This is a genomic window from Streptomyces sp. NPDC111656 (genome assembly GCF_055656965.1).
In genome coordinates, this window is record NZ_JBVKCA010000001.1 from 390,000 (window position 1) to 414,372 (window position 24,373).

A 24,373-nucleotide genomic window follows, 5' to 3' on the forward strand; every position below is an offset into this window, starting at 1 on the left:
CTCAAGGGCGGGGGCGTTACGCTCAGCGGTGCCCGTGCCGCGCCAGAGATTTCGGAGAACCGTTCCATGGATACCGCAGCCGCCACCGGACTGACCTTCCGCGATGCCATCGACGCCGATGTGGACGCCCTCGTCGCGCTGATCGAGTCGGCCTACCGCGGGGACTCCAGCCGGACCGGCTGGACCACGGAGGCGGACATCCTCGAAGGTCAGCGGACCGACCCGGAGGGCGTGCTCGCCGTCATCAAGTCGCCGGGCAGCCGCCTCCTGACCGTGGAGCGGGACGGCGCCGTCGTCGCCTGCTGCCAGCTCGAACACCGCGGCGACCACGCCTACTTCGGCATGTTCGCGGTCAGCCCCGCACTCCAGGGCGGCGGACTCGGCAAGGTGATCATCGCCGAGGCGGAGCGGCACGCCCACGAGACCTGGGGTGTCGCGGAGATGCACATGACCGTGATCTCCGCACGCGAGGACCTCATCGCCTGGTACGAGCGGCGCGGCTACCGCCGTACGGGAAAGATGACTCCCTTCCCGTACGGCGACGAGCGCTTCGGCATTCCGCAGCGCGCCGACCTGCAGTTCGAGCTGCTGGTCAAGCCCCTGGCGCAGCCGGCTCAGTGATCCTCAGGCCGTGAAGCGGCCGGTGCGTTTGATCTGGGGATAGTCGGTGGTCGCGCCGTCCAGCTCCAGGGCCCGCACCAGCCGCAGGTGGTCCTGGGTGTTCACCACCCAGCCGATGATCCGCAGATCCGCCTTGCGGGCGTGCTCGACGACCTCCAGGGTCAGCCGGCGGACGTTGAGGCAGACGGTGGCGGCGCCGACCTCCACGGCGCGGTCCACGACATCGACGCCGTAGCGGCTCGCGATGAGCGCCGTGCGGACGCCCGGCACGAGCCGAGTGATCTCGGCGATCGCCTCGTCGTGGAACGACGACACCTCCACCCGCCCCACCAGATCGCGCCGGTGCATGACCTCGGCGAGCGCCCGAGCCGCCGCCGTGTCCTTGATCTCGGCCTGCAGCGGCGCCCTGACGGTGTCCAGGACCTCTTCGAAGACGGGCACGCGCTCACCGTGCCCGGCGTCCAGGGCGCGCAGCTCGGCGAGGGTCATCTCGGCGATCGGCCCCGAGCCGTCGGTCGTACGGTCCACGTCCGCGTCGTGCATGACGACCAGCGCGCCGTCCTTGCTCAGATGCAGATCGAGTTCGATCAGGTCGAGGCCCGCGTGCTGGGCGGCGATGAAGGAACGGAGGGTGTTCTCGGGTTCGACACCCATCACTCCGCGATGACCGATGGTGAGGAAGTTCAAGATTCGACTCGCTTCCGTCGACGGCGGCTCGGCTCGCGCGTGGTCTCGGCGGCACCCACGCGGCAAGGCCGCAGCCTAATCGTCCCGCGGCGCGATGTACCCGCTCGTACGCCAGGCAGGGCGTGTCTGCCGCAAGGGGAGAGCGGGCCGTTGCCGCCGGGGCGCGTCACCCGGGCGTGGGCGAGTCTCGTGGCGGTTGACCGCGAGCGCCCGGAGCCGTTGCTCCTGCCACTTCCCGGCCCTTCCCGCGGATGTCCGTGGGCCCGGCGCCCTATAGGGGAAGTAATCGCCTCCAAGGTATCCGGCAGGAAAAAGAGCGGTGAAGGAGGGGTGGTGCAGGATAATCTATCGAGTCTCCCCTTGCGGGAAGGAACCTCGTTTACATACGGTGTGCATACGCGAGGTTCTCCCGTGGAGGGTGTGAGATGACGGAAATTCTTGTGTCAGTGGGTGTGGAGGAGCAGGTTCCTCCCGTGGGCAGGGTGGTGGAGCACCCGGCTTGGCCCGTGCTCAAGGATGCCGTGGAGGAGATCCGGCCCTGGCAGTCCAAGGACGGGTCGATCGACTTCGAGGCCGAGGGCGCCCCGGACACGGCCGATGCCGATCAGGCCGTACGCCGTGCGATAGACGCCATCGAGCAGCTCGCCCCGCTGCTGCCGCACGACGCCGAGTACCACGAGGCGCTCGTGAAGGATCTGCGCCGCTGGGCCGACGGTGGCTTCCAGGTGCCCGACTTCCTGGACTCCCTGCTGGCCTTCCAGCCCGCCGCGCACCGCGAGGACGGCCTCCAGCACCTGGTCGTCTTCCCGATGTACACGCAGAACGGTAACCCGGACCGCAACTTCGAGGCGGTCGTGCTGCGCATGGTCTGGCCGGACTGGCTGGCGGAGCTGGAGCGCACCCGCTACGACAACCCGCTGTTCTGCGGCATCACCTTCGAGGACTTCACGGCGGGCTACGACACCAACTCGGCCGTCCTCTTCCCGGAGACGATCGCCGTGCGCGAGGCGCCGGAACGTTTCTCCTGGGGTGGCATCTTCTGTGACCGCGAGGCCGCCCGCTTCCGCGCCGTCACCGACGCCGCCGTGGACGTCCTGGGCCTTCAGCTGCCCGAGGACATCGCCGCGATGGTCCACGACCAGGACCGCTGCGAGCAGGCCTTCGTGCTGTGGGACATGGTCCACGACCGCACCCACAGCCACGGCGACCTGCCGTTCGACCCGTTCATGATCAAGCAGCGCCAGCCGTTCTGGATGTACGGCCTCGAGGAGCTGCGCTGCGACCTCACCGCCTTCAAGGAGGCCGTGAAGCTGGAGGCCGAGGGCCACCAGCACGGCCGTGACGTGCAGTACGCGGTGCTCTTCGACCGGATGTTCCGTTTCCCCGTCACCGGCGACCGCGTCCGCAACTACGACGGTCTCGGCGGCCAGCTCCTCTTCGCCTACCTGCACCAGCACGACGTCGTCCGCTGGACCGACAACAAGCTGCACATCGACTGGCAGCGTGCCCCGCAGATCACCAACCAGCTGTGCGCCGAGATCGAGGACCTCTACCGGGCCGGCATCGACCGTCCCAAGCTCGTCCACTGGTTCAAGGCGTACGAGCTCGTCTCCACCTACCTCGCCCCGCACCCCGGCTCCCGCTGGGCCAAGGGCCCGGACGCCCTCGATCTGACCCAGCCGCCCCGTAAGCTCGTCGACGACGTGCTTCCGGACGAGTTTCCGCTGAGCATGTTCTATGAGGCGCTCTCCAAGAAACTGAAGAACGTGATCGCCTCCACCAAGGGCATCACCGCGACGAGCGCCGAGCGGGCCGCCGCGTGAGCGCTCGTACCGGGGATGTTCAGGAGGCGAAGGCGATGGCACACGGAAACGGCAACGGACCTCTCAGCGGCGCGGTGATCGCGGTCGCCGGAGCGGGTGGACCCGCCGGGCGCGCGACGCTGGCCAGGCTCGCCGACGCGGGCGCGACCGTCATCGGATCGGACAACGATCCCGAGCGGCTCGCGGAGGCCGTGGACGCGGCCCGCTACGGGCACGGCGGCGCCACCGTCGTGGGCGACACGGTCGACCTGCTCGATCTCGAATCGACCCGCGAGTGGGCCGTCCGCGTCGAGAAGGACTTCGGCCACGTCGACGGCCTGGTCCACCTGGTCGGCGGCTGGCGGGGCAGCGAGACCTTCACCAGGACGAGCCTCGACGACTGGGACTTCCTGGAGCTGCTGCTCATCCGCACGGTGCAGAACACGTCTCTCGCGTTCCACGAGGCGTTGCAGCGCAGCGACCGTGGCCGCTACCTCCTGATCAGCGCCGCCGGCGCGAGCAAGCCCACCGCGGGCAACGCCGCCTACTCCGCCGCCAAGGCCGCCGCCGAGGCGTGGACGCTGGCCATGGCCGACTACTTCCGCAAGGCCGGGGGCGAGCAGGGCCCGACTTCGGCGGCTGCCATCCTGGTGGTCAAGGCACTGGTGCACGACGCGATGCGCGCCGAGCGCCCGAACGCGAAGTTCGCGGGCTTCACGGACGTCGAGGATCTGGCCGAGGCCATCGCCGACGTCTGGTCGCGGCCCGCCGGTGAAGTGAACGGAAACCGTCTGTGGCTGACCGAGAAGCCGTGAACCCTCCGAAGACCGACGCCCGGCGTCACCACGACCCGGCCGTCCGCGGTTTCGCCAGCGACAACTACGCGGGGGCCCACCCCGAGGTGCTCGCCGCCGTGGCCCTGGCCAACGGCGGGCACCAGGTCGCGTACGGCGAGGACGACTACACGGCGAACCTCCAGCAGATCATCCGCAGCCACTTCGGCGCCACCGCCGAGGCCTTCCCGGTCTTCAACGGGACCGGCGCTAACGTGGTCGCGCTCCAGGCGGTCACCGACCGCTGGGGCGCGGTGATCTGCGCGGAGAGCGCGCACATCAACGTCGACGAGGGCGGCGCCCCCGAGCGCATGGGCGGCCTCAAGCTGCTCACCGTGCCCACGCCCGACGGCAAGCTCACCCCCGAGCTGATCGACCGTCAGGCCTACGGCTGGGACGACGAGCACCGTGCGATGCCGCAGGTCGTCTCGATCACCCAGAGCACCGAACTGGGCACCCTCTACACGCCCGACGAGATCCGCGCGATCTGCGACCACGCCCACGCGCACGGCATGAAGGTGCACCTGGACGGGTCCCGGATAGCCAACGCGGCCGCCTCCCTGGACGTCCCCATGCGGACGTTCACCAACGCGGTCGGCGTCGACCTCCTGAGCCTCGGCGGGACGAAGAACGGCGCGCTGTACGGCGAGGCCGTCGTCGTCCTCAACCAGGACGCGGTCAGTCACATGAAGCACCTGCGCAAGCTGTCCATGCAGCTCGCCTCCAAGATGCGCTTCGTCTCCGTGCAGTTGGAGGCGCTGCTCGCCAAGGACCTGTGGCTGCGCAACGCCCGCCACTCCAACCAGATGGCCCAGCGGCTGGCCGAGGGCGTACGCGCGGTGCACGGCGTGGAGATCCTCCACCCGGTCCAGGCCAACGCCGTCTTCGCGCGTCTCCCGCACGACGTGAGCGAGCGGCTCCAGAAGCGCTACCGCTTCTACTTCTGGGACGAGGCGGCGGGCGACGTCCGCTGGATGTGCTCCTTCGACACGACCGAGGACGACGTCGACGGGTTCGTGGCGGCGCTCAAGGAGGAGATGGCTCAGGCGTAGCCCGGACACGAGTGTCTGCATAGGTATGCGGTCACCCGAAAAGTCATTGACTCTCGGGTGATCGCATTCCTATGCTCTCCGGGTATGGAGCTGATCCAGAACACCGCCGACCTGTCCGCCTACTTGGCCGCGGACGAGGTCATCGACCATCACCATCCGCTCGTACGGGAGACGGCCGCGCGGCTGGCCAAGGGGGCCGTCGACTCGTATGCCTATGCATGGGCGGCCTTCGAATTCGTGCGCGACACCATCCCGCACTCGCAGGACTCCGGCGATCTTCGGGTCACCTGGCGTGCCTCCGACGTGCTGGAGCGGCGCACCGGCATCTGCTACGCGAAGGCCCACGCCCTGGCCGCGTTGCTGCGGGCCGAGGACATCCCGACGGCGTTCTGCTACCAGAAGTTCGACGAGGTGCACGGGCTCGTCGCCGTGCGGTTCAATGGCGCCTGGCATCGTCAGGACCCCCGAGGCAACAAGCCGGGCGTGGACGCCCAGTTCTCCCTGGACGGCGAGCGGCTGGCCTTCACGCCCGACCCCGAGTTCGACGAGCTCGACTATCCGGTCCTGTACGCCGAACCTCACCCGGTCGTGCTGAGCGTCCTCAAGGCCGCCCCCGACCGGCCGTACCTCTGGAAGACGCTTCCCGGCGCACTCTGAGACCGGCCGCCCATCGCCCGGACGCGGGCGAGGTGGTGCGGTGCGACGGGGCGCGGTGGGGTGCGACGGGGCCGAACTCGCCGCACTCCTGGAGAAGTTCAGCCCCGGGGCGCGGCGTGGGTCACCGGCCACACCCCGGCGTGACGATTCAGCGGGCCTCGGCCGCCTTCACCTCTTCGGCGGTCGGCGCCGTGCCGCCGAGGTGCGCGGGCATCCACCAGGTGTCGTCCGGGTCCTTGGGGCGGACCGGATAGGAGCGCTGCGCGGCCTCCAGGAGCTCCTGGACCCGCTCGCGCAACCGCCGGGTGATGGCGCCCGCGTACTGGTCCTGCGGCGCCTCCACCGGTTCGCCGACCCGGATGGTGATCGGGGTGTGGCTGCGCTTGAAGTTGCGCGGGTGGCCCTTGGTCCACAGCCGCTGGGTGCCCCACAGGGCCATCGGGATCAGCGGCACGCCGGCCTCCTGGGCCATGCGCGCGGCACCCGACTTGAAGCTCTTCAGGGTGAAGGACTGAGAGATGGTCGCTTCGGGAAAGACGCCGACGATCTCGCCGGACCGCAGTGAATCCAGCGCGTGCTGATACGCCGTCTCGCCCTGCTTGCGGTCCACCGGGATGTGCTTCATGCCCCGCATCAGTGGACCGGAGATCTTGTGCCGGAAGACCGACTCCTTCGCCATGAAACGCACCAGGCGCTTCTGTGGCAGGGTGGCCAGACCATCGAAGATGAAGTCCAGATAACTGATGTGGTTGCTGACCAGCACGGCGCCGCCCGAGCGCGGAATGTTCTCCGATCCCTTGCAGTCGATCTTGAGGTCCCAGGCCTTGAACAACACTTGGGCGAGACCGACGACGGGACGGTAGACAAGCTCTGCCATGGACGGGGTGGACCCTTTCTCTCTGCTCGGGAAGGGGTCTCCCGGCGGGAAAGTTACGCAGCCGTAGGTTTACGGCATTGCGCAGATCGTGCCCCAAGAACGGACGAGTGGCCAGTCCCAGTGCCGCGATGCGGCGAGATCCTCGTCACGTGTCCCCTGATCGACCTCGGACTTCTAACTCACCGTCACTGGGCGCGTACCGTCACCCGACGTACGAGCAGGTACATCTCGCAGCCCAGGCAGTATCCGAACGCCGCGTTGAGGAACGCGGCCGCCAACGCGCAGCCGGTCGCGGCGAACCCCAGCCAGTCGGGTCCCGCCGTGAAACCGATCAGACCCACCACGGCGAACACGAGCCCGACGGCCTGCGCGAACTGCGGCGGCTGCGGCGACTCGAACTGTGCGGGCGGCCCGAGTCGGGGGCGTACGACCGTGCGGAACAGCCAGCCGTAAGGGGAGCGCGCCACGCCGCCCGAGGCGCCCAGCGCGAACGCCAGTACCTGCCAGGCCAACAGCCAGGTGCTGCCGGTGATGAGAACGGCCGCCAGTACGACGGTCGTCACGGCCGCACCGAACCGCGGCCCTCTTGCGTCAATGTCCATGAATCAAGCATTCCGCATGAAGGGCGGTCCGTGGACCCGGGAATCTTTGCGGTCTCGTGAATGCTTGTGCTGGAGATGACCGGACTTGTGGTGTGTGCGGTGGTGCTCGCGGCGGCGAGCGCGTTCGGAGTGCTGCAACGGCGGCGGAGCGGGAGCGTGAGAGTGCGCGGGCGTGACGGTGGAAAGCGGCTCGGCGCGGCGGAGTTGGGGGAGGGGCTCGGCGAACGGGCCACGCTCGTCCAGTTCTCCAGCGCTTTCTGCGCTCCGTGCCGGGCCACCCGGCGGGTGCTCACCGAGGTGGCCGGAATGGTCCCGGGCGTGCGCCACGTGGAGATCGACGCCGAGGACCGCCTCGAACTCGTCCGCGAACTCGAGATCCTCAAGACCCCGACCGTGCTCGTCCTCGACGCCGACGGACGGATCGTGCGGCGCGCGACCGGACAGCCGCGCAGGGCGGATGTGATCGCGGCGCTGGGAGAGGCCGTCTGACTCGTGGCGATCATGGTGAGGCATCTCGCAGATGACGGGACGTACTTGACTGCACGCACCACCTATCGTCAACCTGACCGTATGCCCCCGGAACTCCTTCTCTTCGAGCGCGTCCACGTGGACCTGGCCCGCACCGCGAGTGCGCGCTGTCCGGTCTGTTGAGCACCTACGGACCCTCCCCCACTCTCGGCTTCGCTCGAGCGGGGGGACCCCCACGTCACCCCTCGCAGAAGGACGACTCCATGACGGCCACGCCCGACCTGGACAGTTTTCGGCTCGCCTCTCCCGATGCGCAACTCGCCTCACCCGACCTCCTGCGCTCCGTCTTCCGGCAGCACGCGGCCGGTGTCGCCGTGATCACGGCGCAGGGCGGCTCGGGTCCCGTGGGCTTCACCGCCACCTCGCTCAGCTCGGTCTCCGCCGAGCCCCCGATCGTCTCCTTCGGCATCGGTGTCGGCGCCTCCAGTTGGCCCGCGATCTCCGAGTCCGACCACGTCGGCATCCACATACTCGGCGAGCACCAGCAGGAACTCGCCGCCACCTTCGCCCGCAGCGGCGCCGACCGCTTCGGCGCGCCCACCCGTTGGCGCAAGGGCCCGGAAGGTGTTCCCGTCCTCGACGGAGTACTGGCCTGGCTCGTCTGCCGGGTCGCGGCGCGGGTGCCGGCCGGGGATCATCGCATCGTGCTGGCCGAGGTCGTCCTCGGTGATCCGTCGGGCGCGGGCCGCCCGTTGCTGTATCACCAGGGGCGTTTCAACGGCCTGCGCGACTGAAGCTACTCGCCGGTCCTACTGGTGAGTCCTACTCGTCGGTTACGCAGCGTTGCCAAGGTCACAGTTCAAAGCGCTTGCTTAGTGGGCAGGAACTGGGTGTACTGGCGAGTAATATTTCGTTCGGAGCGCGGGCCGCCCCGACCGGGATCGGCCGCTTCAGGCGCCTATGCTGCCTGAAAGAAGGCAGCCCAGAAATGACGATGCAGTAGGAGAGCCGGCGTGAGCTTGAGGATCGTTGTCACTGTGAAGTACGTGCCCGACGCCACTGGCGACCGGCACTTCGCCGATGACCTGACCGTGGACCGTGACGACGTGGACGGTCTGCTTTCGGAGCTCGACGAATACGCTGTGGAGCAGGCGCTGCAGATCGCCGACGAAGCGGACGACGCCGAGATCACCGTGCTGACCGTCGGCCCCGAGGACGCCAAGGACGCGCTGCGCAAGGCGCTTTCCATGGGCGCGGACAAGGCCATCCACGTCGAGGACGACGACCTGCACGGCACCGACGCGATCGGTACGTCGCTGGTGCTCGCCAAGGCGATCGAGAAGGCCGGCTACGACCTGGTCATCTCCGGCATGGCCTCGACCGACGGCACCGCCGGTATCGTCCCCGCCCTGCTGGCCGAGCGTCTGGGCGTACCGCAGGTCACGCTGCTCTCCGAGGTCTCCGTCGAGGACGGCGTCGTCAAGGGCCGCCGTGACGGTGACAGCGCGTCCGAGCAGCTGGAGGCCTCCCTCCCGGCCGTCGTGTCGGTGACCGACCAGTCGGGTGAGGCGCGTTACCCCTCCTTCAAGGGCATCATGGCCGCCAAGAAGAAGCCGGTGGAGTCCTGGGACCTGGAGGATCTGGAGATCGAGGCGGACGAGGTCGGTCTCGAGGGCGCCTGGACCAAGGTCGACTCCGCGACCGAGCGCCCGGCGCGCACGGCCGGCACGATCGTCAAGGACGAGGGCGAGGGCGGCAAGCAGCTCGCCGAGTTCCTCGCGGGCCAGAAGTTCATCTAAAGGCCCGTTCGAGGCTCGCTGAACCTCCACTCGCTGACCGCCCCTCATCTTTCGTAAGCAGGAGAGAAGAAGTCCCATGGCTGAAGTTCTCGTCTACGTCGACCACGTGGACGGCGCCGTCCGCAAGCCCACCCTGGAGCTGCTGACGCTGGCCCGCCGCATCGGTGAGCCCGTCGCCGTCGCCCTCGGCTCCGGCGCCGAGGCCACCGCCGCCGCGCTCGCCGAGCACGGCGCGGTCAAGGTCCTCACGCACGACGCCGCCGAGTACGCCGACTACCTGGTCGTCCCGAAGGTGGACGCGCTCCAGGCCGCGTACGAGGCTGTGTCCCCGGCCGCCGTGCTCGTCCCGTCCTCCGCCGAGGGCAAGGAGATCGCGGCGCGCCTCGCGGTCCGCATCGGCTCCGGCATCATCACGGACGCGACCGACCTGGAGGCCGGCGACGAGGGCCCGGTGGCCACGCAGTCCGCGTTCGCCGCCTCCTTCACCACCAAGTCCCGTGTCGCCAAGGGCACCCCGGTCATCACGGTCAAGCCGAACTCGGCCGCCGTGGAGGCCGCCCCGGCCGCGGGCGCCGTCGAGGCCCTCGCGGTCTCCTTCTCCGAGAAGGCCACCGGCACCAAGGTCACCGCGCGTACCCCGCGCGAGTCGACGGGCCGCCCCGAGCTGACCGAAGCCGCGATCGTGGTCTCCGGCGGCCGTGGTGTCAACGGCGCCGAGAACTTCTCGATCATCGAGAACCTCGCCGACTCGCTCGGCGCGGCCGTGGGTGCCTCGCGTGCCGCGGTGGACGCCGGCTGGTACCCGCACACCAACCAGGTCGGCCAGACCGGCAAGTCCGTCTCGCCGCAGCTGTACATCGCCTCCGGCATCTCCGGCGCGATCCAGCACCGTGCCGGTATGCAGACGTCGAAGACGATCGTGGCGATCAACAAGGACGCCGAGGCGCCCATCTTCGACCTGGTCGACTACGGCGTGGTCGGCGACCTCTTCGAGGTCGTCCCGCAGCTCACCGAGGAGATCAAGACCCGCAAGGGCTGATCGAGTCCGGCTCCGGCCGTACGAGGCCCCCGTGACCGCCCGCGCGGTCACGGGGGCCTCGCTCATGCCAGGCTCAGCCAGGTCTGCACGGGCAGATGGTCGCTCGGGAACTGCCCGTCCACCGAGAAGGTGTTGACGGCCGCTCGGTGCACGGTCACCTCGGGTCCCACCAGGATCCAGTCGATACGGTCGCCGTCCGGCGTCAGCGGCTGGTAGCCGTGGAAGGTCCCGTAGAGCGTGCCGCGCTCGGCCGCCGTGTCCCAGGTGTCGACGAGCCCGGCGCCCAGCATCGCTTCGTACACCGGGTTCTGGTGGGCGACGGCATTGAAGTCGCCGGTCACGACGAGCGGCAGAGCCCGGTCGAAGCGCGCGATGCGTTCGGAGATCAGACGCGCGGCACGCATGCGTGCGTACTGACTCGCGTGGTCCAGATGGGTGTTGAGCACATAGAACTCCCGTGCGTCCCGCAGGTCGCGGAAGCGGACCCAGGTGACGATGCGCGGGAAGGCGGCGCCCCAGGTGTTCGAGCCGATCAGCTCGGGGGTGTCGGAGAGCCAGAAGCTGTCGTGCTCGACCGGTGCCAGCCGACGGGTGTCGAAGAAGATCGCCACCGCCTCGTCGTGGCTGCCGCCCACGCGGCCCGTGCCGATCCAGTCGTAGTGCGGTCCGAGGTCGGAATCGATGTCTCGCAGTTGCTGGTAGATGCCCTCCTGGGTGCCGATGACGTGGGGCGCCTCCCGGCGCAACAGCTCGCGCATCACCGGGCGGCGCACGGCCCAGCTGTTGGGCTCGGCGGTGCTCGCGAAGCGCAGGTTGAACGTCATGACCTCCAGGCGGTGGCCGCCGCGCCGGCTGGCGGAGGCGGACACCGTGGTGAGCAGGGGTATGGCGACCGCGGCGGCCACCACCGTCCGCAGACCCATGCGTCGCGTCACTCTGAGGGTGTTCGACATAGGTGATCCCCTCCCCTCGGGGCCAGCATGAGGGGTGTGCCCCGCGACGCGAAAGAAGGCGTGGGGCAGGAGAGCACATGACGGACCATGCCGTGGACAGGTGTTGACCATCGGGAAGAGCCATGGATAACTTCGTTCAACGGATTGTTGATTCCGTGGAGCGGAAAACTGGAGGGTGTGGGATGGGTCAGGGCCAGCAGGAGAACGTGGCGACGAGCCTCGCGGGCGCCGTCAGCGAGGAGATCAGCGCCTCCCTCGCCCCGGTCGACACCGAACTGGCGCGGCGTTACCCCGGAGACCCCGGCACCCGGCAGCCCGTCCACACGGTGTACGTCCCCGGCGACGTGTTCGCCGCCGACACCATCCGCTCCTGGGGCGACCGGGCCCTCGCCGCCCTCGACGAGCACGCCCCCGACGCGGCGTCCTTCGCCGCCGTCCTCGGCCTCACCGACGACCTCGCCGAACCCGTCTACGACCGCGTACGCGCCAAGCTGGAGCGCGAGCCCATCGAGGACCTGCGGGTCGACTTCGAGGACGGCTACGGCCCGCGCCCGGACGCCGAGGAGGACGAGGCGGCGGCCCGCGCGGCCCGCCTGATCGCCGAGGCGCACGAGAACGGCACGGCGGCCCCGTACATGGGCATCCGCATGAAGTGCATGGAGGCGCCGGTACGAGACCGGGGCATCCGCACGCTCGACGTCTTCCTGACGGGCCTGATGGAGTCGGGAGGCCTGCCCGCGGGGCTCGTGCTGACGCTGCCCAAGGTGACGTACGCCGAGCAGGTCACGGCGATGGTCCGGCTCCTGGAGGAGTTCGAGAAGGCGCGCGGCCTGGAGCCCGGCCGTATCGGCTTCGAGATCCAGATCGAGACCAGCCAGTCCATCCTCGCGACCGACGGCACCGCGACCGTCGCCCGGATGATCCAGGCCGCCGAGGGCCGCGCCACCGGTCTGCACTACGGCACCTTCGACTACAGCGCCTGCCTCGGCGTCAGCGCCGCCTACCAGGCCAGCGACCATCCGGCCGCCGACCACGCCAAGGCGATCATGCAGGTCGCGGCCGCCGGCACCGGAGTACGCGTCTCGGACGGCTCCACCAACGTGCTGCCGATCGGCCCCACCGAGAAGGTCCACGACGCCTGGCGCCTCCACTACGGCCTCACCCGCCGCGCCCTGGCCCGCGCCTACTACCAGGGCTGGGACATGCACCCCGGCCACATCCCGACCCGCTACGCCGCGGTCTTCGCCTTCTACCGCGAGGGCTTCGAACAGGCGGCCGCCCGCCTCTCCCGCTACGCCAACCACACCGACGGCGACGTCATGGACGAACCCGCCACCGCCAAGGCCCTCAGCGGCTACCTCCTGCGCGGCCTGGACTGCGGTGCCCTCGACATCGCGGAGGTGGCGAGGGTGACGGGCCTGACGAGGGCCGACCTGGAGGGTTTCGCGGTGCCGAGGCGCGGCGATCTGACCATCTCGGGGAAGTGAAGCTCCCTGCTTTCAGGGGCGCGAGGCTGTGACACTGTGCGGCTCAGCCGCGTGGGCGCGACCAGCCACACACGGCCCGCACTGTGACGACGGACCCTCTACGCGTATCTCTCGAGCCCCGAAGCCATGGCGAGGCCCTCGGAGGCGAACAGCCGGGTCCCCCGAGCGCAGAGCGCGCCGTCGCCACGCGCCCGCGCGCAGAACTCCTCCGGCGTCTCCCCGAACAACTCCCGCAGCCGCGCCGACCCGGCGAGCAGCGAGGCGAGCAGCGGGCGCTCGCCGGGATGCGGGCGAGGTGATCCGGAGCCGTTGTGGAGCACTCCGCGGCGGTTGACATACACATGGGCACCCGGCAGGAGCTCACCCGAGTCCAGCTCGACCCGCACGTCGGAGGCGGACAGCCACGCCCGGCCGTACGCCCCCTCGGCCACCGTGACGCCCTCACTCGCGTCCACCACCGCGAGTTGCGCCGCGTCCAGCCACGTGAGGAACAACTCGTCGACGGCGCGCGGCGCGTGGAACGGCGACGCGGACACGTACCCCATCGGACTCACATGGGCCGAGACGCCGACCCCGAGGCCGAAGACCCGCGTCTTCACCATAGGGATCGTGCCCGACACCCCGGACTGCGCCATCTTGTGCCGGAGTTGGGCCGGGCAGGCGTTGGAGCCGACCGCGAGGACCGGGACGCGGTCCTCGTACACCCTGCGCGTGAGCGGCAACAGCCGGTCCCCGTCGAGGAGTACGGACTCCTCGGGCCGGGCGCCCGGGTAGCTCAGCGGGTGCTCGAGGGGCGCCTCGGCGAGGCCTAGCGCTTCGAGAGTGCGCGGGTCCGGCTCGGCCACGGCTCAGTCCGCGGGCGGCAGTTCGCCTGAGCCGCGGGTGATCAGACGGGTCGGGAGTTCGATGCGCTCCGGGGTGATGAGGGTGCCCTCCAACTGGCGGAAGAGGCGTTCGGCGGCGGTACGGCCGAGAGTGGCGGCGTCCTGGGCGACGACGGTGACGCCGGGCTCGAGGAGGTCGGCGAGCTCGATGTCGTCGAAGCCGACGAGGGCGACGGGCCGGCCGCGCTCGGCGATGACACGGACGACCGTGACGGTGACGCGGTTGTTGCCGGCGAAGACCGCGGTCACGGGGGAGGGGCCGGACAGCATGTCCTCGGCCGCCTTCCGCACCCGCTGCGGGTCGGTGACGCCCAGGGACATCCAGTCGTCCTCGACAGGTATGCCCGCCTCCTCCATGGCCGCCCGATAGCCGCGCAGCCGCTCGGCGGCGGTGTGGATACGCGGCATGTCGCCGATGAAGCCGATCCGGCGGTGGCCGTGGGCGATCAGGTGGGCGACGCCGTCGCGGGCCCCGCCGAAGCTGTCGGACAGCACCACGTCGGCGTCGATCTGTCCCGCCGGGCGGTCCACGAACACCGTGGCGACGCCCGCCTTGATCTCGGGCTCCAGATAGCGGTGGTCGTCACCGGCCGGGATGATCACGAGCCCGTCCACGCGGCGTGCGCACAGGGCGAGAACCAGTTCCTGTTCGCGGTCGGGGTCCTCGGCGCTGGAGCCGTTGATGAGCAGCGCGCCGTGGGCGCGGGCCACCTCCTCGACCGCGCGGCTGAGGGGGCCGTAGAAGGGGTCGGCGAGGTCCTCCAGGACGAGGCCGATGCTTGCGGTCCGGCCCTTGCGCAGCACCCGGGCGCTGTCGTTGCGGCGGAAGCCCAGCGCGTCGATGGCCTCCTGGACGCGGCGCTCGGTGTCCGGAGTGACTCCGGGCTCACCGTTGACGACCCGCGAGACCGTCTTGAGGCCCACCCCGGCTCGTGCCGCCACGTCCTTCATGGTCGGACGGTTGCCGTAGCGGTTCTCGGATCGGCGGGCGGTCTCTGCCACGATGCGCTGTCCTGTCCTGTCGTCCACGGTTCCCGTCGTCCACGCGGCGGTCCCTGTCGGGCCACGGGTCCTTGTTGTCCACGGGGGTGCGTCGGTCCATGGGGTTGTATGAGGATGTGGCGTCGAGCATAGAGCCTGGACAACGTTGTCAGATGCGGGAGACACTGTCCACCGCATTCTCCGGCCCGCGCCCCCCATCGCGACCGGTCTGCCCCTTTCACCAGGTTCACCGGGAGAACTGACACTGATGCACACCGACCTCGTGGCCGCGCTCGACATCGGCGGCACCAAGATCGCCGGAGCGCTGGTGGACGGCCGCGGCCGCATTCTTCTGCGCGCGCAGCGCGCGACGCCCGCGCAGGAGGACGGCGACACCGTGATGGGGGCCGTCGAGGAGGTGCTCGGCGAGCTGACCGGGTCACCGCTGTGGAGCCGGGCGGGGGCCGTCGGCATCGGCAGTGCGGGGCCGGTGGACGCCTCCGCGGGCACGGTGAGTCCGGTGAACGTGGCGGGCTGGCGCGACTACCCGCTCGTCGAGCGGGTCCGCGCGGCGACCGGGGACCTGCCGGTCGAGCTGATCGGCGACGGGGTGGCCATCACGGCCGCCGAGCACTGGCAGGGTGCGGCGCGCGGCCATGACAACGCCCTGTGCATGGTGGTCTCGACGGGTGTCGGGGGCGGGCTGGTCCTGAACGGTCAGCTCCACCCCGGTCCCACGGGCAACGCGGGCCACATCGGGCACATCAGCGTGGACCTCGACGGTGACCGCTGCCCGTGCGGTTCGCGCGGCTGCGTGGAGCGCATCGCGAGCGGTCCGAACATCGCGCGGCGGGCGCTGGAGGGCGGCTGGCGGCCGGGGCCCGACGGTGACACCTCGGCCGCCGCGGTGGCCGCCGCCGCGCGCGAGGGCGACCCGGTGGCGGTGGCCTCGTTCGAACGCGCGGCGAAGGCGCTGGCGGCGGGCATCGCGGCGACCGCGACCCTCGTCGAGATCGACATCGCCGTCATCGGCGGGGGAGTGGGCAAGGCCGGGGACGTGCTCTTCGAGCCGCTCCGCAAGGCGCTGGCCGACTACGCCACCCTGTCCTTCGTGCAGCGGCTGACCGTGGCACCCGCACTGATGGGCACGGACGCCGGTCTTGTCGGCGCGGCGGCGGCCGCGCTCAGCAGGCAGCCGAGCGCGACCGCGGAGCGGGTCGCGGGCTGAGCGCCGCCCCGAGCCGTGGCTGATCGGCCGGTGACTGGGTTGGCCCACCGGGTCGGGGGCCGATGGCCCGACCCGGGTCGCCTGAGCGGGCGCGCGCCGCGGTTCGCGCGTCCGGGCCGGGGTGCCGACCGGAGGTGCGGGTGATCCGCCGGGAGTGAGTGCAGCCCGGTCGTGGCTCGAGCCGCGACCGGGCTGCGGTCCAGGGCCGATGCCCCTTGTGGGGAGCCTGCTTGGGCCAAGTCCTCCGGCGCGGTCGGCCCGGCCCCGGTCGTGCCGACGACCGACAAGGGGCCGATCGGCCGGGTTTCCGCCCGCTGCCGAGCCGGAGGCCTCCCCCCGGCTCGGCGCACCGATCAGCAGGTCAGGCGGGCGTCCGCCCAGTCCGCGTGGTCCGAGTCGACGCCGTCGCCGCCGTCGGTGACGACGAGGCGGACGACCTGGGCGCCGGTCACGTCGGCCGAGACCGGCTGGGCCGGCATGGCGTTGGTGAGGACTCCGGTCGAGGCGACCAACGCGCCGTCCGCCCAGATCTCGAACGCGACGGTGCCCTTGGCGCCCTTCTCGTCGTCGACGCCGACATCCGCGGTGACGGTCCGGCACCGCTTGCCGGTGTAGTACTCGATGGCGCTCGGGGCGTGCGCGCCGAGTCCCTTGGCGTAGACGACTCCGCCGAGAGTGATCGGATGACCGTCGCCCGCGGCGCTCTCCCCGTTGCTGGTGTTGCGCTCAACCGGGCCGAAGCCATTGGTCGTCGACAGCCATGGCAGGTCGCCGAGGTAGGAGACGCCCGAAGGGGGAGCCACGACGACCGACACCGTGAGCGGGAGCACGCTCTCGGTGCGTATGCCGGTCGGCGAGCGGTACGTGGCCCTGAGCGTCAGGTCGTACGATCCCGCGGCCGTGCCCTCGGGCGCGGTGACCCGCCACTTCGTACGCAGGGAGTGTCCCGTGCGTACCGTGCCCGCGGTGGTCGGTGAGGCGGACGCGACCTTCCAGCCCGTCGGGCCGCTCAGCGCCACCGAGACGCGCCGCGCGGGCGTACGGCCGAGGTCGGTCACCGCCGACGTCAGGGAGACCGGCTTGCCCGCCTCCGCCAACGGGCTTCCGTCCAGGCCGAGTTCGACGGCGGGCGGGTTCTTGGCCCAGTGGCGGTCGGCCGAGACGCGGAAGAGGACCGTGCCGTGCGCGGGGACGGTCGCGGAGATGGCGCCCGCGGTGTTGTAGCTCCGGTGCTGCCACAGGTCGCGCAGGGTGTAGCCGTGGGCGGCCGGCAGCCCCACGGACGCCGTGGTCGTGGCGATGTGCTGGGCGCTGCCGGTCTCGTTGAACAGCGCCACCGTCCGGCTGCCGTCCTTCATCTCCTTGGCGACGACCCAGCGTCCGCCCTCGGAGGAGAGCACGGTGCCCTGCTTGCCCAGGGGGTCCTGGTCGACCGCGATGACTTCCTTGTTGTCGAGGATGTCGAAGGTGGCGGCCGACGCCTTGCGCAGGTCCGAACCGATGAGCAGCGGAGCCGCCATGACCGACCACATCGAGAAGTGCGAGCGGTACTCGGTGTCGGTCATGCCGCCGTTGCCGACCTCCAGCATGTCCGGGTCGTTCCAGTGACCGGGACCCGCGTGCGGGGCTAGGGGCAGGTTCTGCTTGAGGATCGACAACATCGAGCCCCAGTTGTCGCTGATGTCACCGGTCGTGCGCCACAGATGTCCGACGTCCGAGGCCCACTCCCAGGGCTTGTTCTCGCCCCATTCGCAGAGGCTGTAGACGATGGGCCGCCCGGTCGCCTTCAGCGCGTCCCGCATGGTCGTGTAGCGCTGCTTGGCGTCCACGCCCTGGTTGTTGCAGTTGTCGTACTTGAGGTAGTCGACGCCCCAGTCCGCGAACTGCCGGGCGTCGCTGTACTCGTGGCCGAGAGCGCCCGGGAACCCGACGCTGTCGCACGTCTTCGTGCCCGCGCTGGTGTAGATGCCGAGCTTGAGCCCCTTGGCGTGCACGTAGTCGGCGACCGCCTTGATCCCGTTCGGGAAGCGCGCCGGGTCGGGTACCAGCTTGCCGTCGGCGTTCCGGGACGGCAGGGCCCAGCAGTCGTCCAGATTGACGTACTGGTACCCGGCGTCTTTGAGCCCCTTCTCCACGAAGAGATCCGCGATCCCCTTGACCATGGTCTCGTTGAACTCGGCCCGGCAGTGAGTGGAGTTCCAGTTGTTGAAACCCATCGGAGGGGTGAGCGCGAGGCCGTCGGCCAGGGCGGGGGCCGCGGGGGTTTCGGTGGGGCCGGGGGCGGCCAGGGCCTCCGGGGCGGTCAGGCCGGTCGTACACAACAGGGCCGTCGCGAGTGCTCCGACCACTCTTCGGCGGGTTGTGCGGGTGGGAAGGTGACGCATCGTTACGTTCCTCCGAACTCGCGAAAGATAGGATGACTGCATGTCCGCGACAAGGGTGCGCGCTTACGGTAGGACCTGTCCAACTCTGTTGGAAGAGAAGTGGTAACGGTTGTTCGATATCTCGTCCGAACCCTTGACGACACTCCGACATGGGAGTGAGATCCAAGCCTCGCGTTCGGTTGTGTTGGGTGGCACCCCGAGGAGGGGGACATGGCACAGTCATCGTTGAAGGGGATTGTCGTGCCCGAAGGCACCTCAGGTCATCGGATGTCCCGGCGAAATCTCTTGCGTGGTGCGGCCCTCGGCGCCGGCGCGCTCACGCTCCCCGCCCTGCTGTCCGCCTGTGGCGACGGACCCGGCGGAAACAAGAACGAAGTCACCGTGGGGTCCAACGCCTCGGACCCGGTCCCCAAGAAGGCGTACGCGGCGGCCTTCTCGGCGTACGAGAAGAAGTCCGGCAAGAAGGTCAAGGTCAACACCAAGGACCACAACGACTTCCAGGAGAACATCAACCGCTATCTCCAGGGCACGCCCGACGACGTCTTCATGTGGTTCGCGGGGTATCGCATGCAGTACTTCGCGGAGAAGGGGCTCCTGCACGAGATCAGCGACGTGTGGAGCGGCTTCACCGGCTTCTCCGACGCCCTGAAGGAACAGTCCACCCACTCCGGCAAGCAGTACTTCGTGCCGTACTACTACTATCCGTGGGCCGTTTTCCACCGCAAGAGCCTCTTCCAGGCCAAGGGCTACCAACAGCCCAAGACCTGGGACGACTTCATCGCGCTGGCCAAGCGGATGTCGAAGGACGGGACGCCCGTCGCCTTCTGTGACAAGGACGGCTGGCCCGCGATGGGCACCTTCGACTACATCAACATGCGCCTGAACGGGTACGACTTCCACAAGTCCCTGATGGCCGGCACGGAGGCATGGACCGACACCAAGGTGAAGAACGTCTTCGACACCTGGCGCGAGGTCATGCCCTACTACCAGAAGGGCGCCCTCGGCCGGACCTGGGAGGAGGCCGGGCAGAGCCTGCAGCAGCGCAAGACGGGCATGGCGGTCTTCGGAATGCCGCACCCCGGCACCCAGTTCCCCGAGAACGAACGCGACGACATCGACTTCTTCGCCTTCCCCGAGATCGACCCGCAGTACGCGCAGGACGCCGTGGAAGCACCCATCGACGGCTTCCTGGTCGCCAAGAAGTCGAAGAACCTCGACGGTGCCAAGGCTCTCCTGACCTGGCTGGGCACCCCCACCGCCGAGAACACCTACCTCGCCCTCGACCCCAACAACGTGGCCGTCAACGACGGCGCCGACACCACCAAGTACAGCGCCCTGCAGAAGAAGTCGGCCCAGCTCGTCTCGGGCGCCAAGCAGATCTCGCAGTTCATGGACCGCGACACCCGTCCGGACTTCGCCTCGACCGTGATGATCAAGGCGATCCAGGACTTCATCGGCAACCCGAAGGACGTCGACGGTCTCTGCAACAGCATCGAACGACAGAAGAAGACCATCTTCTCGTCGCCCGTCGGCTGATCACTGGGGGAAGACGTTCCGTGGCGCTCAACATCCCACGGCGCGCCGGACGACGGCGGCTGCGGCGGTTCACCCGCCGCGACACCGTCGTCCTCGGCGTGCTCCTCGGCATACCCGTCCTGCTCGACATCGTCATCATCTGGGGCCCGACCCTCGCCTCCATCGGGCTCTCCTTCACCTCCTGGGACGGCGTCGGCGACATCCACTGGGTGGGCGGCGACAACTACAAGAACGTGTTCGAGAACTACCCGGCGTTCTGGCCCGCCGTCCGCCACAACGTCCTGTGGCTGCTCTTCCTCGGCCTGATCGCCACGCCGTTCGGACTGTTCCTCGCGGTGCTCATCGACCGCGGAGTACGCTTCAGCCGCTTCTACCAGTCCGTGATCTACCTGCCGGTCGTGCTCTCGCTCGCCATCGTCGGCTTCATCGCCCAACTGATCCTCGGTACCGACCAGGGCGTGGTCAACACGATCCTCAACAACCACGAGAACCCGATCGACTGGCTAGGCGACGCGCACCTCAACATCTGGATGATGATGATCGCGGCGAGCTGGCGGCACACGGGTTACGTCATGATCCTCTACCTCGCCGGACTCAAGTCCGTCGACCCGCAGCTGAAGGAAGCCGCCGCGATCGACGGGGCCAACGCCCGCCAGACCTTCTTCCGCGTCGTCTTCCCGACCCTGCGCCCGGTCAACGTGATCGTCGGCGTCATCACCGTCATCGAGGCGCTGCGCGCGTTCGACATCGTCTACGCGGTCAACAAGGGCCGCAACGGCCTGGAACTGCTCTCCGTCCTGATCACCGACAACATCATCGGGGAAGCCAGCCGCATCGGATTCGGCTCCGCCATCGCGGTCGTCCTGCTCACCGTCTCCCTGGGGTTCATCGTGACGTTCCTGGTCCAAGAGCTGCGAGGTGCGCGCGAACGATGACCGCCGACATCCGCACCGGCGCTCCTGTGCGCCCGGCGCCCGCTCCGGAGCCGACGCCCGCTCCCCGCCGCCGGCCGCGCCCCGGCCGCTTCGGCGTCCACATCTTCCTGATGGGTGTCTCGCTCGCCTTCCTCGCGCCGCTCCTGCTCGCCGTCTACGCCTCGCTGCGCCCGTACGAGGAGACGGCGCAGAACGGCTACTTCTCCTTCCCGAAGCACCTGTCCTTCGAGTACTACCGCCGCGCCTACAGCGAATCCGGCATGGGCAAGTACTTCACCAACACCCTGCTCATCGCCGTGCCCGCCGTCCTCGTGACCCTCTTCCTCGCCTCGTTCGTCGCCTTCGCCGTGTCCCGGCTGAAGCTGCGCGGGGGCCTCGTCCTGCTGATGTTCTTCACCGCGGGCAACCTGCTGCCCCAGCAGGTCATCGTCACCCCGCTGTACGTCCTGTTCAACAGGATCCCGCTGCCGTGGTGGATGTCCGACTCGCTGACGATGTACGACTCCTACTGGGCCGTCATCATCGTCAACATCGGCTTCCAGATGGGCTTCTGCGTCTTCGTGCTGGCCAATTTCATGCGGACGCTGCCGCAGGAGATCCTCGAGGCCGCCATCGTCGACGGCGCGGGCGTGTGGACCCAGTTCTGGCGCATCACCCTCCCGCTGTGCCGCCCGGCCCTCGCGGCCCTCGGGACCCTCGAGTTCACCTGGATCTACAACGACTTCCTCTGGGCCCTGATCTTCATCTCCAACCCCGACAAGCTCCCGATCACGTCGTCCCTCAACAACCTCCGCGGCCAGTTCTTCACGGACTACAACCTGCTGGCCGCGGGCTCCGTCCTCGTCGCCCTCCCCACGATCCTGGTCTTCCTGCTCCTGCAACGACACTTCGTCGCGGGCCTGACACTGGGGTCCACCAAGGGGTAGGTCCTGACCCGCGGATTTACGGGGCGTCAGGTAGTCACTGGCGCCCCGCAGTCGGCAGATGCGGTCCGGTTCGCGCCGGGAAGCGGGGCGCTAAACACCAGGTCAGCGCCCGAATGCCCCATCACAACTCGGACACAGAAGTTCCATGTCGCACACACAGGCGCCATGATCACGCAATGAAGAAAAACCTCACCATCACGGCCGCCGCCCTCCTCGTCGCCACCCTCGCGGCCTGCAGCAACACCGAGGCGGACAGCAGCGGAACGCCTGCGAGCCCGGCCGCCGCGAAGCACAGCTCCACCACGAAGCAGGACACCGCGAGCAAGCCGCTGACCGCCGGCGCCGCGTTCGACAAGATCTCCGCAACCGTCACCGCGGCGAAACTCAGCGGTACCGTCACCGCCGAGAACGACCCCAACCACCTCCTCGGCCGCCCCAGCCAGTACACGTCGAAGGTCACCTTCTCCGACAGCCGGATCTCCGCCGACGACGTCAGCGGCACCGACAAGGGAGACGTCGACCGCGGCGGTGCCATCGAGTCCTTCTCCAGCCCCTCGGACGCCAAAGCCCGCGCCGAGTACATCCAGGCGGTCACCAAGTCGATGCCGGCCCTGTCGGAGTACGACTACGTACAGGGCACGACGCTGGTGCGGGTGTCGCACTACCTGACGCCGAAGCAGGCGGGCGAGTACAAGGCGGCAGCGGCCGACCTCGGTTGAGGCGCGGGACGCCGTGACGGCATGCGCAAGGCCCGCCCCGAGGGACGGAGTGGGCCGCCGCTGCTCGTCACGTCGGTGGAGACCACGCTTCAGGCCCGCCGCCGTGCCACTCGATCACCCTTGAGTTGGCTACATCGACTTCGTCGATCCCTTCCAGCCCGGCGTAGCGGAGGAAGGCGGCCAGGTCGCGCAGTGAGTGTGCGGTGAGCAGTTCTCCGTTGACGCGCACCTGTCGGCTGCCGTCGGTCGGGGATGGTGGGTACACGATCACGTGCAGCTCTCCGGGCATGGTTTCAGGCTCGCCCGGCTCGCCCGGATGCGCATCCGGAGCGCGGGCTCAGAGCGCCCCGCGCAGCGCGTACCGGACGGCGCGGGTGCTCATAGGCTGATGCAGGTCCTCGGCACACACGACATGTTGATCTTCAGTGACCATCGGAAAGTGTGCGGCAGCGGCGACGAGTGGCGAGGCACCGTTCCGCGCCCGCGCTGCTCGCGTCGGTCACTTCCGCTCCAGCGCGGCCAGCCGCAGCTCAAGCTGGTCGACCCGGTGCCGTAGCAGGGTGACCTGGGCTTCCAGACTGACTTCCCGTTCCGCCCTGCGCTGAATGCGCGGTGACGCGGCGGCGCGCTCGATCACCGCGTCCAGCTGGACCAGACGCTGCGGCCCGTTCGGGCCGTCCACCAGCCGGGACCGGATCTCGCCATTGCGGTACCAGGACCGCAGGGCCGAGCGGGAAACGCCGGTCTCGGCTTCCGCCTTGGCCAACGTGACCCAGGGTGTCTCGTCCAGCTGCTCGAACAGCTCCAGCTCGCTCTGCCAGCGCGCGAGCCGGTCCTCCCAGTCCGACGGCGTCTCCATCGCACCCTCCCTTCAGCACGGTGACCTTATCAATAACAGTGTATTGACAGGGTTGCGACCATGGAGGCATGACATTTGAACGGTTCTCGGTGGAAGCCCGCAAGGTGGTCGTCACGGCTCAGGAGGAGGCGAGGCTGCTCAAGCACAACCACATCGGCACGGAGCACATCCTGTTGGGGTTGCTCGACGCGCCGGACAGCACGGCGGCGAAAGTCCTGCACCAGCTCGGGTACGACAAGGAGACGGCGCAGTCCGATATCGCCGCGGTGGCCAAGCCCGGCACGGAGCAGCTGAGCGGCCACATCCCGTTCGCGCCGAGCGCGAAGAAGACGCTGGACCTCGCCCTGCGAGAGGCGCAGCAGCTGCACCACACCTACATCGGTACGGAACACATCCTGCTTGCCCTGGTCACCGGGGAAGGCGAGGGCGTCGGCGCGAAGGTGCTCGCCGAGCGGATCAACCCGGTCAGCAAGATCCGTGCCGTGGTGCTGGCGTCACTGGAGGGATCGCAGGACGTCGAGACCGGCCCATGGCCGGCCGGCACACCTGCCACCGAGGACACCGTGTCCGCGGCCAGCGCGCTGGCCGGTGGCGCACCGGTCGGCAGCCATCACCTGCTCGAGGCGATGCTGCGGGCGGAGAACAGCATGGCGGCCAGGGTGCTGCGCGAACTCGGGGTCGACCCGGACGCGGTCGCCGCCAAGATCGACGAACTGGATCCGGAGACGACCACGGACGCGAACCCGGAGGAGGCCGCCGCGCGCAGGATGGAAATCCGGCTGGTCGACGACGAGGTGCACCTCATCCTGCGGGACCCGGCAACGGTCACGATCGCCAAGAAGGTCACCGAGCTGTCCAACGGCCCGATCCAGGGCGTCGGGCCGGCGGCCGGCATGTTCGTCCCGCTCTGGCGGTCGACCAACCAGCTGCTGCAGCGGATCCAGCGTGTGCTGGAACCGGAACCCGGAGGAGAGGACGGATCCGCCGCGGGCAATGTGGCCGAGGTCGTGCGCACGGTCCTCGCGTCCCGGCTCCGCCGGTGAA

The 24,373-nt window shown here is 69.3% G+C and carries 25 protein-coding genes; 16 read left to right on the forward strand and 9 right to left on the reverse strand.

Features of this window, described 5'->3' with window-relative positions:
* The first annotated feature begins 66 nt into the window (after window positions 1–66).
* A complete protein-coding gene (locus ACZ7M3_RS01855) occupies window positions 67–621 on the forward strand; it encodes a GNAT family N-acetyltransferase (RefSeq protein WP_472059970.1) in 555 nt (184 codons plus the stop codon).
* A gap of 3 nt (window positions 622–624) precedes the next feature.
* Here the strand turns inward: ACZ7M3_RS01855 and ACZ7M3_RS01860 are convergent, their stop codons facing one another.
* Complete coding sequence (locus tag ACZ7M3_RS01860; RefSeq protein WP_472059971.1) at window positions 625–1,308, reverse strand: glycerophosphodiester phosphodiesterase; 684 nt, start codon at window positions 1,306–1,308, stop codon at window positions 625–627.
* A gap of 425 nt (window positions 1,309–1,733) precedes the next feature.
* Between ACZ7M3_RS01860 and ACZ7M3_RS01865 the strand changes: the two genes are divergently transcribed.
* The 4 genes from ACZ7M3_RS01865 (at window position 1,734) to ACZ7M3_RS01880 (ending at window position 5,652) form a co-directional block, all read left to right on the forward strand.
* Window positions 1,734–3,131 carry a DUF6421 family protein gene (locus ACZ7M3_RS01865; RefSeq protein ID WP_472059972.1) on the forward strand — a complete coding sequence of 466 codons (1,398 nt, stop codon included), beginning with the start codon at window positions 1,734–1,736 and terminating at the stop codon, window positions 3,129–3,131.
* Window positions 3,132–3,166: 35 nt separating this feature from the next.
* Entirely contained in the window at window positions 3,167–3,925 is a 759-nt protein-coding gene (locus tag ACZ7M3_RS01870) for an SDR family oxidoreductase (protein ID WP_095856173.1), read from the forward strand.
* Window positions 3,922–4,995 carry a threonine aldolase family protein gene (locus ACZ7M3_RS01875; RefSeq protein WP_388519020.1) on the forward strand — a complete coding sequence of 358 codons (1,074 nt, stop codon included), beginning with the start codon at window positions 3,922–3,924 and terminating at the stop codon, window positions 4,993–4,995. The genes ACZ7M3_RS01870 and ACZ7M3_RS01875 overlap by 4 nt, the downstream gene beginning before the upstream one ends.
* An 84-nt stretch (window positions 4,996–5,079) precedes the next feature.
* Window positions 5,080–5,652, forward strand: coding sequence for a transglutaminase domain-containing protein (locus tag ACZ7M3_RS01880; RefSeq protein WP_472059973.1), 573 nt, complete (start codon window positions 5,080–5,082; stop codon window positions 5,650–5,652).
* 148 nt (window positions 5,653–5,800) lie between these two features.
* On the opposite strand, the gene ACZ7M3_RS01885 is transcribed toward ACZ7M3_RS01880, so the two are convergent.
* Both ACZ7M3_RS01885 and ACZ7M3_RS01890 read right to left on the reverse strand, forming a co-directional pair.
* Window positions 5,801–6,529 carry a lysophospholipid acyltransferase family protein gene (locus ACZ7M3_RS01885; RefSeq protein WP_472059974.1) on the reverse strand — a complete coding sequence of 243 codons (729 nt, stop codon included), beginning with the start codon at window positions 6,527–6,529 and terminating at the stop codon, window positions 5,801–5,803.
* Between the two features lie 185 nt (window positions 6,530–6,714).
* Window positions 6,715–7,131: a DUF4395 domain-containing protein gene (locus ACZ7M3_RS01890; protein ID WP_095856176.1), complete on the reverse strand. Its 417-nt coding sequence runs from the start codon at window positions 7,129–7,131 to the stop codon at window positions 6,715–6,717.
* Between the two features lie 75 nt (window positions 7,132–7,206).
* Here ACZ7M3_RS01890 and ACZ7M3_RS01895 point away from each other — a divergent pair, with 75 nt between their 5' ends.
* The 4 genes from ACZ7M3_RS01895 to ACZ7M3_RS01910 all read left to right on the forward strand — a co-directional run bounded on the left by ACZ7M3_RS01895 (window position 7,207) and on the right by ACZ7M3_RS01910 (window position 10,437).
* On the forward strand, window positions 7,207–7,620 hold the full coding sequence (locus tag ACZ7M3_RS01895) for a TlpA family protein disulfide reductase (RefSeq protein WP_472060992.1): 414 nt from the start codon (window positions 7,207–7,209) through the stop codon (window positions 7,618–7,620).
* Between the two features lie 242 nt (window positions 7,621–7,862).
* On the forward strand, window positions 7,863–8,393 hold the full coding sequence (locus tag ACZ7M3_RS01900) for a flavin reductase family protein (protein ID WP_351299606.1): 531 nt from the start codon (window positions 7,863–7,865) through the stop codon (window positions 8,391–8,393).
* Window positions 8,394–8,612: 219 nt separating this feature from the next.
* A complete protein-coding gene (locus tag ACZ7M3_RS01905) occupies window positions 8,613–9,398 on the forward strand; it encodes an electron transfer flavoprotein subunit beta/FixA family protein (RefSeq protein ID WP_054228809.1) in 786 nt (261 codons plus the stop codon).
* 76 nt (window positions 9,399–9,474) lie between these two features.
* Complete coding sequence (locus tag ACZ7M3_RS01910; protein WP_452963280.1) at window positions 9,475–10,437, forward strand: electron transfer flavoprotein subunit alpha/FixB family protein; 963 nt, start codon at window positions 9,475–9,477, stop codon at window positions 10,435–10,437.
* 62 nt (window positions 10,438–10,499) lie between these two features.
* On the opposite strand, the gene ACZ7M3_RS01915 is transcribed toward ACZ7M3_RS01910, so the two are convergent.
* On the reverse strand, window positions 10,500–11,390 hold the full coding sequence (locus ACZ7M3_RS01915; protein ID WP_472059975.1) for an endonuclease/exonuclease/phosphatase family protein: 891 nt from the start codon (window positions 11,388–11,390) through the stop codon (window positions 10,500–10,502).
* A gap of 182 nt (window positions 11,391–11,572) precedes the next feature.
* Here ACZ7M3_RS01915 and ACZ7M3_RS01920 point away from each other — a divergent pair, with 182 nt between their 5' ends.
* Complete coding sequence (locus ACZ7M3_RS01920) at window positions 11,573–12,877, forward strand: DUF6986 family protein (protein WP_472059976.1); 1,305 nt, start codon at window positions 11,573–11,575, stop codon at window positions 12,875–12,877.
* 98 nt (window positions 12,878–12,975) lie between these two features.
* Here the strand turns inward: ACZ7M3_RS01920 and ACZ7M3_RS01925 are convergent, their stop codons facing one another.
* A complete protein-coding gene (locus ACZ7M3_RS01925) occupies window positions 12,976–13,722 on the reverse strand; it encodes a hypothetical protein (protein ID WP_472059977.1) in 747 nt (248 codons plus the stop codon).
* A gap of 3 nt (window positions 13,723–13,725) precedes the next feature.
* A complete protein-coding gene (locus ACZ7M3_RS01930) occupies window positions 13,726–14,790 on the reverse strand; it encodes a LacI family DNA-binding transcriptional regulator (protein ID WP_388211085.1) in 1,065 nt (354 codons plus the stop codon).
* 220 nt (window positions 14,791–15,010) lie between these two features.
* Here ACZ7M3_RS01930 and ACZ7M3_RS01935 point away from each other — a divergent pair, with 220 nt between their 5' ends.
* Window positions 15,011–15,970, forward strand: a complete 960-nt coding sequence (locus ACZ7M3_RS01935; protein WP_472059978.1) for an ROK family protein — start codon at window positions 15,011–15,013, stop codon at window positions 15,968–15,970.
* A gap of 353 nt (window positions 15,971–16,323) precedes the next feature.
* Here ACZ7M3_RS01935 and ACZ7M3_RS01940 read toward each other — a convergent pair whose 3' ends face one another.
* Complete coding sequence (locus tag ACZ7M3_RS01940; protein WP_472059979.1) at window positions 16,324–18,354, reverse strand: NPCBM/NEW2 domain-containing protein; 2,031 nt, start codon at window positions 18,352–18,354, stop codon at window positions 16,324–16,326.
* Between the two features lie 267 nt (window positions 18,355–18,621).
* Between ACZ7M3_RS01940 and ACZ7M3_RS01945 the strand changes: the two genes are divergently transcribed.
* The 4 genes from ACZ7M3_RS01945 to ACZ7M3_RS01960 all read left to right on the forward strand — a co-directional run bounded on the left by ACZ7M3_RS01945 (window position 18,622) and on the right by ACZ7M3_RS01960 (window position 22,470).
* Window positions 18,622–19,890 (forward strand): ABC transporter substrate-binding protein, encoded by a 1,269-nt coding sequence (locus ACZ7M3_RS01945; protein ID WP_351299630.1) that lies wholly within the window; start codon window positions 18,622–18,624, stop codon window positions 19,888–19,890.
* A gap of 20 nt (window positions 19,891–19,910) precedes the next feature.
* Window positions 19,911–20,825: a carbohydrate ABC transporter permease gene (locus ACZ7M3_RS01950; RefSeq protein WP_472059980.1), complete on the forward strand. Its 915-nt coding sequence runs from the start codon at window positions 19,911–19,913 to the stop codon at window positions 20,823–20,825.
* On the forward strand, window positions 20,822–21,751 hold the full coding sequence (locus tag ACZ7M3_RS01955) for a carbohydrate ABC transporter permease (RefSeq protein WP_095856183.1): 930 nt from the start codon (window positions 20,822–20,824) through the stop codon (window positions 21,749–21,751). The genes ACZ7M3_RS01950 and ACZ7M3_RS01955 overlap by 4 nt, the downstream gene beginning before the upstream one ends.
* A 176-nt stretch (window positions 21,752–21,927) precedes the next feature.
* Window positions 21,928–22,470, forward strand: coding sequence for a hypothetical protein (locus tag ACZ7M3_RS01960; RefSeq protein WP_472059981.1), 543 nt, complete (start codon window positions 21,928–21,930; stop codon window positions 22,468–22,470).
* Window positions 22,471–22,537: 67 nt separating this feature from the next.
* On the opposite strand, the gene ACZ7M3_RS01965 is transcribed toward ACZ7M3_RS01960, so the two are convergent.
* The gene (locus tag ACZ7M3_RS01965; protein WP_054228798.1) at window positions 22,538–22,759 is read right to left on the reverse strand and encodes a hypothetical protein; all 222 of its coding nucleotides are present in this window, start codon (window positions 22,757–22,759) and stop codon (window positions 22,538–22,540) included.
* A 210-nt stretch (window positions 22,760–22,969) separates the two neighbouring features.
* The gene (locus tag ACZ7M3_RS01970; RefSeq protein WP_472059982.1) at window positions 22,970–23,329 is read right to left on the reverse strand and encodes an excisionase; all 360 of its coding nucleotides are present in this window, start codon (window positions 23,327–23,329) and stop codon (window positions 22,970–22,972) included.
* Between the two features lie 68 nt (window positions 23,330–23,397).
* Between ACZ7M3_RS01970 and ACZ7M3_RS01975 the strand changes: the two genes are divergently transcribed.
* Window positions 23,398–24,372 carry a Clp protease N-terminal domain-containing protein gene (locus ACZ7M3_RS01975; RefSeq protein ID WP_472059983.1) on the forward strand — a complete coding sequence of 325 codons (975 nt, stop codon included), beginning with the start codon at window positions 23,398–23,400 and terminating at the stop codon, window positions 24,370–24,372.
* Window position 24,373: the final 1 nt, after the last annotated feature.